Annotated in this window: 11 protein-coding genes; 5 read left to right on the top strand and 6 right to left on the bottom strand. The window is 70.9% G+C overall.

The features are described 5' to 3' along the window. The first annotated feature begins 71 nt into the window (after window positions 1-71). Genes LXM64_RS13985 through LXM64_RS13975 form a run of 3 tightly spaced genes read left to right on the top strand, consistent with a single transcriptional unit; the run spans window position 72 to window position 2,860 of the window. The gene (locus LXM64_RS13985) at window positions 72-920 is read left to right on the top strand and encodes an alpha/beta fold hydrolase (protein WP_234073731.1); all 849 of its coding nucleotides are present in this window, start codon (window positions 72-74) and stop codon (window positions 918-920) included. Window positions 921-947: 27 nt separating this feature from the next. Further along, window positions 948-1,997, top strand: a complete 1,050-nt coding sequence (locus LXM64_RS13980; protein WP_234073730.1) for a lipoate--protein ligase family protein — start codon at window positions 948-950, stop codon at window positions 1,995-1,997. Beyond that, window positions 1,976-2,860 (top strand): DNA-methyltransferase, encoded by an 885-nt coding sequence (locus LXM64_RS13975; RefSeq protein ID WP_234073729.1) that lies wholly within the window; start codon window positions 1,976-1,978, stop codon window positions 2,858-2,860. The genes LXM64_RS13980 and LXM64_RS13975 overlap by 22 nt, the downstream gene beginning before the upstream one ends. Window positions 2,861-2,887: 27 nt before the next feature. Here the strand turns inward: LXM64_RS13975 and LXM64_RS13970 are convergent, their stop codons facing one another. Then, complete coding sequence (locus LXM64_RS13970; protein ID WP_234073728.1) at window positions 2,888-4,339, bottom strand: carboxylesterase/lipase family protein; 1,452 nt, start codon at window positions 4,337-4,339, stop codon at window positions 2,888-2,890. Beyond that, window positions 4,336-4,932: a TetR/AcrR family transcriptional regulator gene (locus tag LXM64_RS13965; RefSeq protein WP_234073727.1), complete on the bottom strand. Its 597-nt coding sequence runs from the start codon at window positions 4,930-4,932 to the stop codon at window positions 4,336-4,338. The genes LXM64_RS13970 and LXM64_RS13965 overlap by 4 nt, the downstream gene beginning before the upstream one ends. 100 nt (window positions 4,933-5,032) lie before the next feature. Here LXM64_RS13965 and LXM64_RS13960 point away from each other — a divergent pair, with 100 nt between their 5' ends. Beyond that, window positions 5,033-7,243, top strand: a complete 2,211-nt coding sequence (locus LXM64_RS13960) for a glycoside hydrolase family 3 C-terminal domain-containing protein (RefSeq protein WP_234073726.1) — start codon at window positions 5,033-5,035, stop codon at window positions 7,241-7,243. Between the two features lie 102 nt (window positions 7,244-7,345). Here the strand turns inward: LXM64_RS13960 and LXM64_RS13955 are convergent, their stop codons facing one another. The 3 genes from LXM64_RS13955 to galT are packed head-to-tail and all read right to left on the bottom strand — an operon-like array spanning window position 7,346 to window position 11,925. After that, window positions 7,346-9,535, bottom strand: a complete 2,190-nt coding sequence (locus tag LXM64_RS13955; protein ID WP_234073725.1) for an alpha-galactosidase — start codon at window positions 9,533-9,535, stop codon at window positions 7,346-7,348. A 39-nt stretch (window positions 9,536-9,574) separates the two neighbouring features. After that, window positions 9,575-10,753, bottom strand: coding sequence for a galactokinase (gene galK, locus LXM64_RS13950; protein ID WP_234075490.1), 1,179 nt, complete (start codon window positions 10,751-10,753; stop codon window positions 9,575-9,577). A gap of 5 nt (window positions 10,754-10,758) precedes the next feature. Further along, window positions 10,759-11,925 (bottom strand): galactose-1-phosphate uridylyltransferase, encoded by a 1,167-nt coding sequence (gene galT / locus LXM64_RS13945; RefSeq protein ID WP_234073724.1) that lies wholly within the window; start codon window positions 11,923-11,925, stop codon window positions 10,759-10,761. 53 nt (window positions 11,926-11,978) lie between these two features. Here galT and LXM64_RS13940 point away from each other — a divergent pair, with 53 nt between their 5' ends. Beyond that, complete coding sequence (locus LXM64_RS13940) at window positions 11,979-12,944, top strand: LacI family DNA-binding transcriptional regulator (RefSeq protein WP_234073723.1); 966 nt, start codon at window positions 11,979-11,981, stop codon at window positions 12,942-12,944. Between the two features lie 62 nt (window positions 12,945-13,006). Here LXM64_RS13940 and LXM64_RS13935 read toward each other — a convergent pair whose 3' ends face one another. After that, window positions 13,007-14,329, bottom strand: a complete 1,323-nt coding sequence (locus LXM64_RS13935; protein ID WP_234073722.1) for an ABC transporter substrate-binding protein — start codon at window positions 14,327-14,329, stop codon at window positions 13,007-13,009. Window positions 14,330-14,409 lie beyond the last annotated feature (80 nt).

Genomic DNA, 14,409 nt, shown 5'->3' with positions numbered 1-14,409 from the left:
CTCGCTTTTCTAGCTTTATCGACCAGAGGCTACACCCGTCAGCGCTGCGCGGAACCCATAACATCGAGACCATGCCGGAGTTCACCGACGCGCACGGCGTCGCGATCGTCTACGACGTCCATCCCGCCCAGGGCGCTGTGCGCGGTGTCGTGCAACTCCTGCACGGAGTCGGCGAGCACGCCGGTCGCTACCCCGCTCTGATCAACGCCCTCACGGAAGCCGGCTTCGCGGTCTACGCGGACGACCACCGCGGCCACGGGCGCACCGGTATGAAGCAATGGGGGGATCCCGCGCGGCTCGGCCGGCTCGGTCGCGGCGGACACCGGGCGGCGGTGGATGCCGTCTGGCAGCTGACCCGCCGCATCCGCGACGAGAACCCCGACCTGCCGCTCGTGCTGCTGGGGCACTCCTGGGGGTCGTTCCTCGCACAGATCCTGGTGAACCGGCATCCCGAGGCCTACGACGCCGTCGTGCTGTCGGGATCGGCGCTGCGTCTGCCGGGCACGCTCAACGCCGGCAACCTGAACGCGCCGTGGCGGCGAGAGGACGCCACGGGAACCGCGTGGCTGTCGAGCGACCTCTCGGTCGGCCGCGCCTTCGCCGACGACCCGCTCACCACGGGCACGCCCCTGCTGAAGCTCTTCGGACCCGTCGACGCCGCGCGACTGTTCGGGCGTCCGCGCCGGAATCTGGGCCGCGACATCCCGATCCTGCTCATGGTCGGGCGCGACGACACCGTCGGCGGTCCCCGCAGCGTCCACAAGCTCGCCGCCGAGTACCGCGAGCGTTCCGGGCTCACCGACGTCACGACCCTCGTCTACCCCGGCGCGCGCCACGAGATCTTCAACGAGGTCATGCAGGCCGACGTGCGCGCGGACCTCCTCGCCTGGCTCGACGCCCGCATCCCTTCGCGCGTCTGAGATTCCCGGGCGACCTAGGCTGAGATCATGCACGGTGAGTACAAGGTCCCCGGGGGCAAGCTCGTTGTCGTCGATCTCGAGGTGCGGGAGGGGCGTATCGCCGACGTGCACCTCGCGGGCGACTTCTTCCTCGAGCCGGACGAGGCGCTGATCGACATCGACCGGGCGATCGAGGGACTCTCGGTCGAGACGGATGCGGCCGCGATCGCCGCCGCCGTGCGCGCGGCGCTTCCGGACGGCGCGCAGCTGCTCGGCTTCTCGCCCGAGGCGGTCGGCACCGTCGTTCGACGGGCGCTGGTCACCGCTCCCGGCTGGAAGGACTTCGCTTGGGAGGTCGTGCACGACGCGCCCGTCTCGCCGCGGATGAACCTCGCGCTCGACGAGGTGCTCACCGCGCGCGTGGGAGACGGCCGCCGCAACCCCACCCTTCGGCTCTGGGAGTGGAACGAGTCCGCCGTGGTCATCGGCTCCTTCCAATCCCTGCGCAACGAGGTCGACCCGGAGGGAGCGGCCCGCCACGGCTACGACGTCGTGCGACGGATCTCGGGCGGCGGCGCGATGATGATGGGCGCCAACGCGATCATCACCTACTCGCTGTACGTCCCGGCATCCCTCGTGGCCGGCATGACCTTCGCCGACTCGTACGCGTTCCTCGATGATTGGGCGCTGCAGGCGCTGCGTTCGCTCGGGGTGGAGGCGACGTACCAGCCGCTCAACGACATCTCCTCCCCGCAGGGCAAGATCGGGGGCGCCGCGCAGAAGCGCCTCGCCAACGGCGGCGTCCTGCATCACGCGACCCTGAGCTACGACCTCGACGGCGAGGTCATGACCGAGGTGCTGCGCATCGGGCGCGAGAAGCTGAGCGACAAGGGCACGGTCTCGGCGGCCAAGCGCGTCGACCCGCTGCGGCGCCAGACGGGACTGCCGCGAGAACAGATCATCGAGCGCTTCATCAGCACGTTCTCCACGATGTACGGCGCGACGGCCGGGCATATCACCGAAGAGGAATACGCCGAGGCGGAGGCGCTCGTTGCGAGCAAGTTCGCCACGGATGCGTGGCTGCAGCGCGTGCCGTGAGCGACGCCACCGTGGGCACGGTCGCCATCCACCACGGCGACAACCTCGCGGTCGCGAGGGAGCTCCCGTCCGGGGCTTTCACGCTCGTGTACCTCGATCCGCCCTTCAACACCGGGCGCTCCCGCATCCGTGCGATCGAGACGGCGACCGCGCCCGCGCCGGATGCGGCCTCCCAGCCCGGCTTCCGCGGGCAGGAGTACGCACGGCTGCGCGGCGATCTGCGCGCGTACGACGACCGTTTCGACGACTACTGGGGCTTTCTCGAGCCGCGGTTGCTCGAGGCCTGGCGCCTGTTGGCCGACGACGGCACGCTGTACCTGCACCTCGACTACCGCGAGGTGCACTACGCGAAGGTCATGCTCGACGCCCTGTTCGGTCGCGAGCGGTTCCTGAACGAGATCGTGTGGGCCTACGACTACGGCGCGAAGAGCCGGCGCCGATGGCCGACGAAGCACGAGACGATCCTCGTGTACGTGAAGGATCCGGCGCGGTACTTCTTCGACGCGGATGCGGTGGATCGCGAGCCCTACATGGCGCCGGGACTCGTCACCGCCGAGAAGGCCGCGCGCGGCAAGCTGCCGACGGATGTGTGGTGGCACACGATCGTGCCGACCTCCGGCGGTGAGAAGACCGGGTATCCGACGCAGAAGCCCGAGGGGGTGCTGCGCCGTATCGTGCAGGCATCCAGTCGTCCCGGCGACGCGGTGCTGGACCTCTTCGCGGGCAGCGGCACCACTGGCGCGGTCGCGGCTCCGCTCGGTCGGCACGCCGTGCTCGTCGACGACAACGCGGATGCGGTCGCCGTCATGCGCGCCCGGATGCCGCGCGCCGTCCTCATCCCGCCGCTGCCCCGCGAGGCCTGACTCCAGCTCGCGGAATGACACGCGCCCTCAGAGCAGGGCGGCCGTGCCGGCGTAGCCGTCGTCGACGACGGGGGAGTCGAGGTCGAAGACCTGGGTGGTGCCGGGCGCCTCGCCCCACGGCGTCCACGCCGCGCTGTGGTCGCGGATGAAGGCCACCGCCGTCGCGTGCATCCGTTCGGCGAGGGATGCGGGCGGATGCGGGCCGGCGATCCGGGCGACGCCGTCGGCCTCGAGCCGTCCGAACCAGAACGGCACGTCGAGGCAGTGGCAGGCCCAACCGATCGTGGGCGAGGGCCAGGTGAAGCGGTACGCCCACGTGCGGGCGGCCGAGCGCCGGGCGTCTGCCACCCGCGGCACGAGCGCGCCGAACACGCGGTCGGTCACGTAGCGCCCGAGCACGGCGGCCGTCCCTTTCGCGCGAGGAGCCGGGTTGTCGCGCAGGTAGGCGCGCCGCCGCCGGCGGTCGAGTCCCAGAACGGCCAACGCCAGCGAGGCGGGGACGAGGCGCAGCTTGTGGGCGAAGGAGTCGGTCACCATCGTGAACTCGTCGGCCGTGGAGCCGATCAGCAGCGGCTTGTCGGCGCCGACTCCGCCGGCGATCGAGGTCGGGGTGTCGGTGCGGAGAAGCTCGCCGTCGACGGCGGGACCCCACGCGCGCTCGGCGATCATCTCCCGCAGCGGCGCGAGCCGTCCGCGGTGCGGGGCGAGCTCGATCGTGCTCTGCAGGGCGTGCAGCCTCTCCTCGGGCACAGAGGCGAAGCCGTCGCGGTCCGCGCTCACGCCCGCCGCGACCGCGAGGCGCGCGCCGCGGGCGCGCGCCTCATCGAGTGGGACGTCCCCGAGCGCACCGGAGATCGACCACGCTGCCGAGAAGAGGTGCTGCGCCGCCGGCATCCCCAGTAGCGTGAGCACCGCCCCGCCGCCGGCCGACTGCCCGCCGATCGTCACGCGCGCGGGGTCGCCGCCGAACGCGGCGATGTTCCGCTGCACCCACTCGAGGGCCGCGATCCAGTCCCGCACGCCACGGTTGCTCACGGCGCCCTCGATCGCCCCGAACCCGTCGAACCCGAGCCGGTACGAGAGGGTCACGACGACGATGCCCGCACGCGCGAACGTGTCGCCGTCGTACCAGGGGCTCGCGGGAGAGCCGGAGATGTAGCCGCCGCCGTGGATCCACACGAGCACGGGGGAGGGGGCCGCCGAATCCGTGTCCGGTGTGAAGACGTTCACGTTGAGCGTCGCGTCGCCCGGCACCGACGGCTCGGGGATGAGGGTGATCCCGGTATCCCCGCGCTGCGGGGTCGGGCCGTAGGCGGTCGCATCGCGCACGCCGTCCCAGGGCGTCACCGGCTGAGGGGCGGCGAAGCGGTTCTCGCCGATCGGAGCCGCGGCGAAGGGGATGCCGAGGAACGCGAGGGAGCCCGGGCGGCGGAGGCCGCGGAGGGTGCCGGTCGAGATGGTGACGAGAGGATCGGTCATCGCAGCTGCGCCTGGCGTCCGGTCAGAGCGCTCTGAAACGCGGCGCGGACGATCGCGGCCATGTCGACCGAGGGGTCCAGCAGCCACTGGAGCTGGGCGCCGTCCCATGCCGCCTGCACGAGCCTGCTGGCAGTCGCGGGCGACACCTCCGGCGCCATCCGCCCGGCATCGGCTGCCTCTTGGAACCAGTCGCGGAGGCCGTCCAGGAATCCGGAGGTGCGGTCGGCGAAGTATGCGTGAGCCGGATGCGCGGGATCGCTCGCCTCGACCGACATCCGCGCGAAGAGGTGCACGAGCCCGGGCACCTGTGCGTTGTGCGCGATCATCCGCTCGTATGCCTCGGGCAGTTCCTCGCCGCCCTCGGGATGGTAGGCGCGCAGGTCGAGCTCGTCGCGCTTGCGGAGGATCTCGACGAACAGGTGCTCCTTGCTGTCGAAGTAGTGCAGCAGGCCGGCCTGGCTGAGTGCGACGGCGTCCGCGATCTCACGGACGGATGCGGCGCGGTAGCCCTCGCGGGCGATCACGGCCAGCGCCGCCTCGAGGATCTGTTCGCGCCGGGCGACGCCCTTGGCATAGGACCCCCGTTGCGTCATGTTCCCGAGGATATGCCCGAAACGGCTTGTGCGACGAAAACCGAGCGACATAAGCTTTTCGCGTCGGCGCGGAGCAGCGCCGTGATCACGAAGGAGCACCATGACGGATGTGTCCCCTGCCGAGCTGACGCTCGAGGAGAAGGCTTCGCTCACCAGCGGCCGCGATTTCTGGACCACCAAGCCGATCGACCGGGTCGGGGTGCCCTCGATCATGATGACCGACGGCCCTCACGGACTGCGCAAGCAGTCGGCGGCGAGTGATCACCTCGGCCTCGCGCAGAGCGTTCCCGCCACGTGCTTCCCGCCCGCTGTGGGCCTGGGCTCGTCGTTCGACCCCGAGCTCGCGGAGCGGGTGGGAGTAGCTCTGGGTACGGAGTCCGCGCTCGAGGACGTCGCCGTGATCCTCGGCCCCGGCGTCAACATCAAGCGTTCCCCGCTGTGCGGCCGCAACTTCGAGTACTTCTCCGAGGATCCGATCGTGTCGGGCGTCATGGGAGCCGGCCTCGTGCGCGGCATCCAGTCGCGGGGTGTCGGAGCCTCGCTCAAGCACTTCGCCGCGAACAACCAGGAGACCGACCGGCTCCGCGTCTCCAGCGACGTCGATCCCCGGCCCTTGCGCGAGATCTACCTGCGGGGCTTCCAGCGCGTCGTGGAGGACGCACAGCCGTGGACCGTCATGTGCTCGTACAACCGCATCAACGGCGTCTACGCCTCCGAGGATCCCTGGCTGCTCACGTCCGTGCTCCGCGGCGAGTGGGGCTTCGAGGGGCTCGTCGTGTCCGACTGGGGCGCGGTCAACGACCGCGTCGCCGGCGTCGTGGCGGGGCTCGACCTCGAGATGCCCTCGAGTGGCGGTCGCACCGACGCGCAGCTCGTCGCCGCCGTGAGGGACGGGTCGCTGGACGAGGCCGCCGTGGATCTCGCCGCCGGCCGCGTGCTCGAGCTCGTGCGCAAGGCCGGAGCGCGGCCCGCCGCATCCGGAACGCTGGACGTCGAGGCCCACCACGCGCTCGCCCGCGAGGCCGCGGGTCGCTCGATCGTGCTGCTGAAGAACGACGGCGGCATCCTGCCCCTCGGCCGCTCGCAGCGCATCGCCGTCCTCGGCGCGTTCGCCGCCGAGCCGCGCTTCCAGGGCGCGGGGTCCTCGCTCATCAACCCGACGCGGGTGGATGCGGCCCTCGACGCGATCCGCGAAGCGGCTGACGGCGACGTCGCGTACGCAGCGGGCTTCACGTTCGACGGCAGCGGCGATGCGGACGCGCTGCGCGCCGAAGCGGTCGCCGTCGCCGCATCCGCCGACCGCGTCGTGCTGTTCCTCGGCCTTCCCGCCGCAGAGGAGTCCGAGGGCTTCGATCGGACGCACATCGATCTGCCTGCCGTGCAACTCGCGCTCGTCGACGAGGTCGTCAAGGCCAACCCCGATGTGGTCGTCGTGCTCTCCAACGGCGGGGTGGTCGCGCTGCCCTTCGCCGAGCGCGTGCCGGCGATCCTCGAGGGCTGGCTGCTCGGCCAGGCCGGCGGCTCGGCCACGGCCGACGTGCTCTTCGGCGACGTCAACCCGTCGGCCAAGCTCACCGAGACGATTCCGCTCCGCTTGGAGGACACCCCCTCCTACGGCAGCTTCCCGGGCGAGTTCGGCCACGTCCGCTACGGCGAGGGTCTCCTCGTCGGCTATCGCGGGTTCGACGCGGCGGCGAAGGATGTCGCCTTCCCGTTCGGACACGGCCTCTCGTACACGAGCTTCGCCTACGGGGATGCGACGGCCGAGGTGACCGAGACGGGTGACGTGCGCGTGCGGGTCGACGTCACGAACACGGGCGATCGTGCCGGGCGCGAGATCGTGCAGGTCTACTCCTCCCTGCCCGCCTCCGCCGTGCAGCGGGCGCCGCGGGAGCTGAAGTCGTTCCTGTCGGTTGCGCTGGATGCGGGCGAGACCCGCACGGCCGAGCTCATCGTCCGCCGGAGCGACCTCGCCTACTGGGACATCCGCGTCGAAGGCTGGGTCGTGGAGCCGGGCGAGTACGTCTTCGATGTGGCGGCGTCGAGCCGTGACATCCGCTCCTCCGTCGCGCTGCAGCTGACCGGTGACGAGGTGCGTCCGCCGCTGTCGCGCGAATCATCGATCGGCGAACTGCTGGACAACCCCGCGACCGCGCCGATCATCGGGCCGGCGATCACGGCGATGTTCGGTGACGACGCGGGGATGATCAAGATGATGGCGTCGTTCCCGATCGGCCGCCTCGCCGCCTTCCCGAACGCGCCCGTGACCGACCAGCAGGTCGACGAGCTGATCGCGGCCGGCAACGCCTGAGGCTCAGGATGCCGTGGGCGGAGGGGATCCGGTGAGCGGAGCGCGTGCATCCCTCGAGGCGCGCTCCGCTCACCGCATCCCCTCCGCTTCGGGGCGGCGCGTTCAGTCGAGGCGTCGCACGTCGAAGAGCATCGCCTGCTGCGGGTCGAGCGTCGGCAGCGGGACGCCCGCCGTCGCCAGGACCGCTCCGGGCAGCACGACCTCTTCTTCCAGGGCGCGGCTGATCCACTCCGGGGGTGTGACGTCGCGGCGCTTCGCCTGCCCGATCTCGGTGCGGATGCGGACGCCGTAACGCGCCTTCGCATCGAGTCCCGGGAACGGGATGCGGCCGACCTGGCCGTCGGCGGAGCTCGCCAGCCGTGCCCAGGTGAAGAGCGCGCGCGACCCGTCCTGCGCGATGATTCCCGTGAGCTGCGTCGCGTCGTCGACGAGGTCCGCATTGACGACGCGGCCGCTGTGCACCAGAGGGCGCAGTTCCCGGTAGAGGTCGGCCCAGGCGCGGGTCGCCGCCAGCTGCGCGTCGTCCTGGCGCGTCAGGTCCGCCTCGATGCCCGCGTGCGCGGTGAGGGCCGTGAGGAAGCGGAACGACAGGTCGGTGACGCGGGAGGTCGTGTGCGCCTCGGCATCGCCCAGGTGGGAGCCGATCAGCTCGGGCGGCACGATCAGTCGGGTCCAGCGTTCGATCTGGGAGCGCTCGACGGGGTCGTTGCAGTCGGAGGCCCACACGCGGTCGGTGCGCTCCAGGATGCCGAGATCCACGCGCCCGCCGCCCGCGGAACACGTCTCGATCTCGAGACCGGGATGCCGGCGTCGCAGCTCGTCGAGCAGCCGGTACAGCGCGAGGGTCTGCCTGTGGACCGCGGGTCGGTCGCCGTCGCCGCGGTGTGCGACGGCCTCGAGCAGGTCGCGATTGTGATCCCACTTCAGGTAGTCGATGTCGTACGCCGCGACGAGCGAGCTGATGCGCTCCAGCAGGTGGTTCCACGCCTCGGGTCTGGCGATGTCGAGCACCTGCTGGTGCCGGGACGTGCCGCCGAGACCCTCGGCGGGCGCGAGGATCCACTCCGGATGCTCACGCGCGAGGTCCGAGTCCGGACTGATCATCTCCGGCTCGAACCACAGGCCGAACTGCATGCCCGCCGCACGCACCTGCTCCACCAGGGGGCTGAGTCCCTCGGGCCACACGCCCTCGTCGACGTACCAGTCGCCGAGACCGGCACGATCGGATCGGCGGTGGCGGAACCAGCCGTCGTCGAGCACGAGGCGTTCGACGCCCACCTCGGCGGCGCGCTCGACGAGCGCCGACAGACGCGACAGATCGTGGTCGAAGTAGACCGCCTCCCAGGTGTTGAGCGTCAGCGGGCGCGGCGATGCGGGATGCGTCCCCCGTGCGCGCAGACGCCGGTGCAGGCGATCCGAGAGACCGTCGAGGCCCGCATCCGACCAGGTGAAGATCGCGAGCGGAGCGTCGTAGCGCTCGCCGGGCGCGAGACGGATCTCGCCGGCACGGAGCAGTTCGCCGACGCCGATGACCGAGCGCAGCGCCCCCGCGCTCTCCGGCAGCCTCTCCGCGAGGTACTCGGCGTCGCCCGAGAAGGCGAGGTGCGCGCTGAAGACTTCTCCATGCCCGAAACCGAAGCCCGGCGTTCCCAACGCGAGCAGGAACGGTGAATCGTGCCCCGGCTTGCCCCGCCGCGCGCGCCGCACGTGGCTGCCGTCGCGCAGCGCGCCACGCTGCGGCGAGCGTTCGCGCACCCATTTGCCGGAGAAGTCGAGCACCTCGCTCGCGCGGGCGGGTACCGGCATGAGGGCGCGCAGCGCCTCCACGTCGTAGGGTGCGTCGGCGCCGCCCTCGGCCGGACGCGTGAGGGAGAGCGCGACGCTCAGCACGCCGAAACGGTCGAGGGCGTATGTCGCCTCGCCGTCCAGGCCGGTCACCTCATCGCGCATCAGGATGCGGACCCGGCCGCCCCCCGCCTCGTCGTGCGACACCCGGACATCGACGAGGCGCGGGCGAGGCGTCGTGGCCGCACCGGCTGCGTGGCCCGCCTGTGCGGGGGTCCCCGACCAGCCGTCGCGCTCGGTCGGCCAGATCGTGAACGTGCGGGCCGCATCCGGCGCGTTGTTCAGCACGGCGGGAGCACCCGTGAGGCGCATGCCCGCGCCGAGATCGGTGGCATCGCCGAGATCCGCTCCCCAGTGCAGGATGCGGGGAACCGGGTCGGTGAGCTCGATCAGCAGGCTCACACCCGCGGCGCGCAGGTGTGCCGTGGTGTCGTCGTCGCGGTGCATCGATGCTCCTTCGCGCGGATGGTGGGTCGTCGCGCCCGGTCAGGCGTCGCGGTGCGCGCCGGCCGACGGGGTCACGGTGAAGATCGTCGGCGCGGTGAACCCGGCGTCGGCGAAGGCGCGGCGCACCGCATCCGACACCGCGTCGACCCGGTCCGCGTCGATGAGCGCGATGGCCGCGCCGCCGAAGCCGCCGCCGGTCATGCGTGCGCCGATCGCACCGGCCGCCATGGCCGCCTCGACCACGGTGTCGAGCTCGGGCACCGAGATCTCGAAGTCGTCGCGCATGGAGGCGTGGGAGGCGAGGAGAAGCTCGCCGATGGCGCGCGGACCCTGCTCGCGAAGCGTCCGGACGGTGTCGAGCACGCGCTGATCCTCGGTCACGACGTGGCGCATCCGGCGGAAGGTCACGTCGTCGGTCTTCGTCCGAGCTTCGGCGAGGTCCTCGACGCGCAGGTCGCGGAGCGCCGGAACCCCCATGATCGATGCTCCCAGCTCGCACGACGCACGGCGCTCGCCGTAGCCGCCGGTCGAGTGCGAGTGCTTCACGTTCGTGTCCATGACCAGCAGCGCGAGACCCGCGGCCGCGAAACCGAGGTCGACGACCGTGGTGTCGAGGGTGCGGCAGTCGAGGAAGATCGCCGCATCCTGCTCGCCGAGCATCGACGCCATCTGGTCCATGATCCCGGTGGGGGCGCCGACGGCCTCGTTCTCCGCGACGCGGCCGACCTTGGCGAGAGCGACGCGGTCCAGGCCCAGCTCCCACACGTCGTTGAGAGCGGATGCGGTCGCTCCCTCGATCGCGGCGGAGGAGGAGAGCCCTGCCCCCACCGGCACGTCGGAGGCGATCGCGATGTCGACGCCCGTGACGCTCGCGGCGTCCCTGCCCGACGCCGCCAACAGCGCCCACGCGACGCCGAGCGGGTACGTGGACCACTCCGGCACGTCGCTGCGCCCCTCGGGGAAGAGGGCGTCGAGCTGGTCGAGCGCGACCTCCACCGGCACCGGGTCGAACGTCGAGACGACGCGGATGCGGCCGTCCTCGCGAAGGCCCAGCTGGACGTGCGTGCGGTGCTCGATCGCGAACGGCAGCACGAAGCCGTCGTTGTAGTCGGTGTGCTCGCCGATCAGGTTCACCCGGCCCGGTGCCGACCAGTGGCCGATGGGCTCGTGGCCGGTCAGTTCGACGAACAGCTCGCGGGCGGCGGCGGCCGCATCCATCGGGGTCACAGCGACACTCCTTCTACGGCCTCGCGCAGGCGTGCGGCGGCGGTCTCGGGCGGAACGTCGCCGATCCAGGCGCCCATGGCCGCCTCGCTTCCGGCGAGGTACTTCAGCTTGTCGGCCGCGCGACGCGGCGAGGTCAGTTCGAGGTGCAGGCGAGCACCCGCACGGCCGGTGTGCACGGGGGCCTGGTGCCAGGCCGCGATGTAGGGCGTCGGGGTGTCGTAGAGCGCATCGACGCCGCGCAGCAGCCGCAGGTACAGGGGTGCCAGTTCGTCGCGCTCGGCATCGTTCGTCTCGGCGAAATCGGCGACGTGGCGGTGCGGAACGAGGTGCACTTCCAGCGGCCACCGCGCGGCGAACGGCACGAAGGCGCTCCAGTGCTCGCCGCGGAGGATCATGCGCTCGCTCTTCGACTCCATCTCGAGGATGCGATCGAACAGATCATCGCCGGTGCGGTCGAGGGCCGCCAGCAGGCGCTGGGTGCGCGGGGTGACGTACGGGTAGGCATAGATCTGCCCGTGCGGATGCGGCAGGGTCACGCCGATCTCCTGCCCGCGGTTCTCGAACGGGAAGACCTGCTGAATGCCGGGCAGCGCCGACAGCGCAGCCGTGCGATCGGCCCAGGCCTCGATCACGGTACGAGCGCGTGTGACGCTCTGGGTGCCGAACGAGCCCGCGTGCTCTGGGCTGAAGCACACGACCTCGGTGCGTCCGACGGACGTGCGGGTGCGGCCGAGTCCGTACTCGGCCAGGTCGGCGAGACTCTGCGGCGGGTCGACGGCCGCCGGGGCGTCGTCGGTCTCCGCGGCGAGGGCCGGGCCGAACGAGGGCGACTTGTTCTCGAAGACGGCCACGTCGTAGCGCGATGGGATCTCGGACGGGTTCGTCGGCGTCTGCGGGGCGAGCGGGTCGAGTTCGGCGGGCGGAAGGAACGCGCGGTTCTGGCGGTTGGCGGCGATGGAGATCCAATCGCCGGTCAGCACATCGAGACGCATCGTCGCGGTCTCCGGACGCGGTGCCAGCTCGCGCGCATCGATGCTGCGCTCGGGCGGAAGGGTCGTGTCGGGGTCGTCGTAGTAGATGAGCTCGCGGCCGTCGGCGAGGCGCGTGGGTCGCTTCACGACGCCCGCACCGAGGAGTGCGACATCCTGCTGAGGTGTGTTCACGATAACACGCTACATTTCGGGCGTGATATCGTCAACATGACGACGGGGGCGTGATGGTTCGGGTATCGATGGCGGATGTCGCCGCGCACGCGGGCGTGTCCGCTCAGACCGTGTCCCGCGTCGTGAATCAGAGCCCGCGCGTCGACCCGGCGACGCGCGCCAGGGTCGAGGCGGCCATGAGTGCGCTGGGCTATCGGATGCACCGCGCGGCGAGGGCTCTGCGCACCGGGCAGACCCGCACGATCGGTCTCGTCGTGTCCACCCTCGCCTCGGTCGGCAACTCGCGCATGCTGCAGGCGATCGCGGAGGCCGCTGCCGAGCGGGACTACGCGCTCGCGATCGTCACGGTCGCCGGCACCCGTGACATCGCCGAGGCCTTCTCGCAGCTGCGTGATCAGGGTGTCGACGGCGCCGTCGTCCTGAACGAGGCGACGCGACTGGCTCGCGGTGCCGAGCCGCCCGCGGGGCTCCGTCTGGTCGTCGTCGACTCGCCGCCCGATGACCGCTTCACGATCGTGCAGACCGATCACGCGGGCGGTGCCCGTCTCGCGACGCGGCACCTGCTGGACGCCGGTCATCGCACGGTGCATCACCTGGCCGGTCCGGTGACGTCTTTCGCTGCCTCCGAGCGCGAGCGTGGCTGGCGCGAGGAGCTCGCCGAAGCGGGCATCGACGCGCCAGAGCCGGAGCGCGGCGACTGGACCTCCCGCTCGGGCTACGAGCGCGGCGCGGCCTTCGCCGCCGCATCCGCCGTCTTCGTCGCGAACGACCAGATGGCCCTCGGTCTGCTGCGGGCTCTGGCCGACGCGGGCAGACGCGTGCCCGAGGACGTCGCGGTCGTGGGCTTCGACGACATCGTCGATGCGAGCGAGTACCGTCCGCCGTTGACGACCGTGCGGCAGGACTTCGACGCGCTGGGCTCTCGTGCCGTCGAGGTGCTCGTGCGCATGATCGAGACCGACGAGCCCGCATCCGCGCAGGAGATCGGCGCGACGCTCGTCGTCCGCGACAGTGCCTGAGGCGTACCGGGAATGCATGATGCCCCGGGACGCGCTGGCATCCCGGGGCATCACGGCCGGTGCTACTTCTGAACCGGGATCGACTGCGACTCGAGCGTCTTGATGGTCGCGTCCTGACCCTTCTTCAGTGCGTCGGCGAGCGTTCCCGAACCGGACACCGCGGCCTTGAAGCCGTCGGAGACGTCGGCGTAGGTCTGCGTCATCGTCGGGCCCCACACGAAGTCGGGGGTGACCTCGGTGGCCGCCTGCGCGAACACGTCGTAGATCTTCTGTCCGCCGTAGAAGTCGACGCCCTCGGCCAGCGACGGGAGCTTCAGGCCCTCGGTGGTCGCGGGGTAGATGTTGGCGGCCTTGTTCAGCGCGGTCAGCGCCTCATCCGAGGTGTTCAGCCACAGCGCGAACTTCGATGCCTCGTAAGGGTGCTTGCTGCCCTTGAGTACAGCGATCGAGGAGCCGCCCCAGTTGCCGGAGACCGCGTCGCCCGCCTTCCACTGCGGCATCTGCGCGACCGACCACTTGCCGGACGTGTCGGGTGCGCCGCTGGAGATCGAGTTCGCGCCCCAGACGGCCGAGTTCCACGTCCAGACCTGGCTCGAGTTGTAGGCGTTGTTCCACTCGTCGGTCCACGCGGGGTAGGTGCTGACGAGGTCCTCCTTGATGAGGTCCTGCCAGTAGTCGGCGACCTTGGTCGAGGCGTCGTCGGTCAGCGAGACCTTCCAGCCGTCGGAACCGTTGTCGAACCACTGTCCGCCGGCCTGCCAGACGAAGCCTGCGAACTGGTTGATGTCGGACTGCGAGAAGTTCGTGATGTAGCCGCCGAGCGCGCGGATCTTCTTCGCAGCCTCCTTGTACTCGTCCCAGGTCGTCGGCACGGGGATGTTGTTGGCCGCGAACAGGTCGGAGCGGTAGAACAGCCCCATCGGACCGATGTCCTGCGGGATGCCGTAGACGCCGCCGTCGAGGGCCACCTGGCTCCACGCCCAGCCGACGAACTGATCCTTGGCGGAGCTCACATCGCCGCAGTTCGCGATGTTCTCGACGCCATCCTGAACGAGGAAGTTGGGGAGCGCGTCGTACTCGATCTGGCCGAGGTCGGGCGCGTTGCCGGCCGCGATCTGGTTGAAGAAGTTCTGATAGGTGCCGCTGTTGCCGTTGGGGCCGGTCTGAACCTTCACCTGGATGTCGGGGTTCTCGTCGTTCCAGATCTTCACGACATCCTCGATGCCCGGGATCCAGGAGGTGAACTCGAGCGTGACCGGGCCGTCGGCCGGTGCGCAGTCGCCGGCAGCGGCGTCGCTGCCCTGATCGCCGCCCGCGGCACAGCCGGCGAGCAGGAACGCCGACAGCGCGAGGGCTGCGACCGCCTTCTTTCTGGGGTGCTGCATTTCCATCCCTTTCTTGGTGGTGCGTCCTTCGGGCCTTTCCGTCGGACGAGGGCCGGGCGGTTCCTTCCGCCCGGAGTCTG

This window comes from Microbacterium binotii, assembly GCF_021398715.1.
Taxonomy (GTDB): domain Bacteria; phylum Actinomycetota; class Actinomycetes; order Actinomycetales; family Microbacteriaceae; genus Microbacterium; species Microbacterium binotii_A.
Note: the sequence above shows the minus strand (reverse complement) of the source record. Positions and strands in the feature narration are given on the sequence as shown.

Bases quoted from the DNA above. Each gene is read 5' to 3' on its own strand.
- LXM64_RS13955 (WP_234073725.1), bottom strand. From the start codon at position 9,535: ATGCACCGCGACGACGACACCACGGCACACCTGCGCGCCGCGGGTGTG.
- LXM64_RS13940 (WP_234073723.1), top strand. From the start codon at position 11,979: ATGGTTCGGGTATCGATGGCGGATGTCGCCGCGCACGCGGGCGTGTCC.
- LXM64_RS13980 (WP_234073730.1), top strand. From the start codon at position 948: ATGCACGGTGAGTACAAGGTCCCCGGGGGCAAGCTCGTTGTCGTCGAT.
- galK (WP_234075490.1), bottom strand. From the start codon at position 10,753: ATGGATGCGGCCGCCGCCGCCCGCGAGCTGTTCGTCGAACTGACCGGC.
- LXM64_RS13970 (WP_234073728.1), bottom strand. From the start codon at position 4,339: ATGACCGATCCTCTCGTCACCATCTCGACCGGCACCCTCCGCGGCCTC.
- LXM64_RS13965 (WP_234073727.1), bottom strand. From the start codon at position 4,932: ATGACGCAACGGGGGTCCTATGCCAAGGGCGTCGCCCGGCGCGAACAG.
- LXM64_RS13985 (WP_234073731.1), top strand. From the start codon at position 72: ATGCCGGAGTTCACCGACGCGCACGGCGTCGCGATCGTCTACGACGTC.
- LXM64_RS13935 (WP_234073722.1), bottom strand. From the start codon at position 14,329: ATGCAGCACCCCAGAAAGAAGGCGGTCGCAGCCCTCGCGCTGTCGGCG.
- LXM64_RS13960 (WP_234073726.1), top strand. From the start codon at position 5,033: ATGACGGATGTGTCCCCTGCCGAGCTGACGCTCGAGGAGAAGGCTTCG.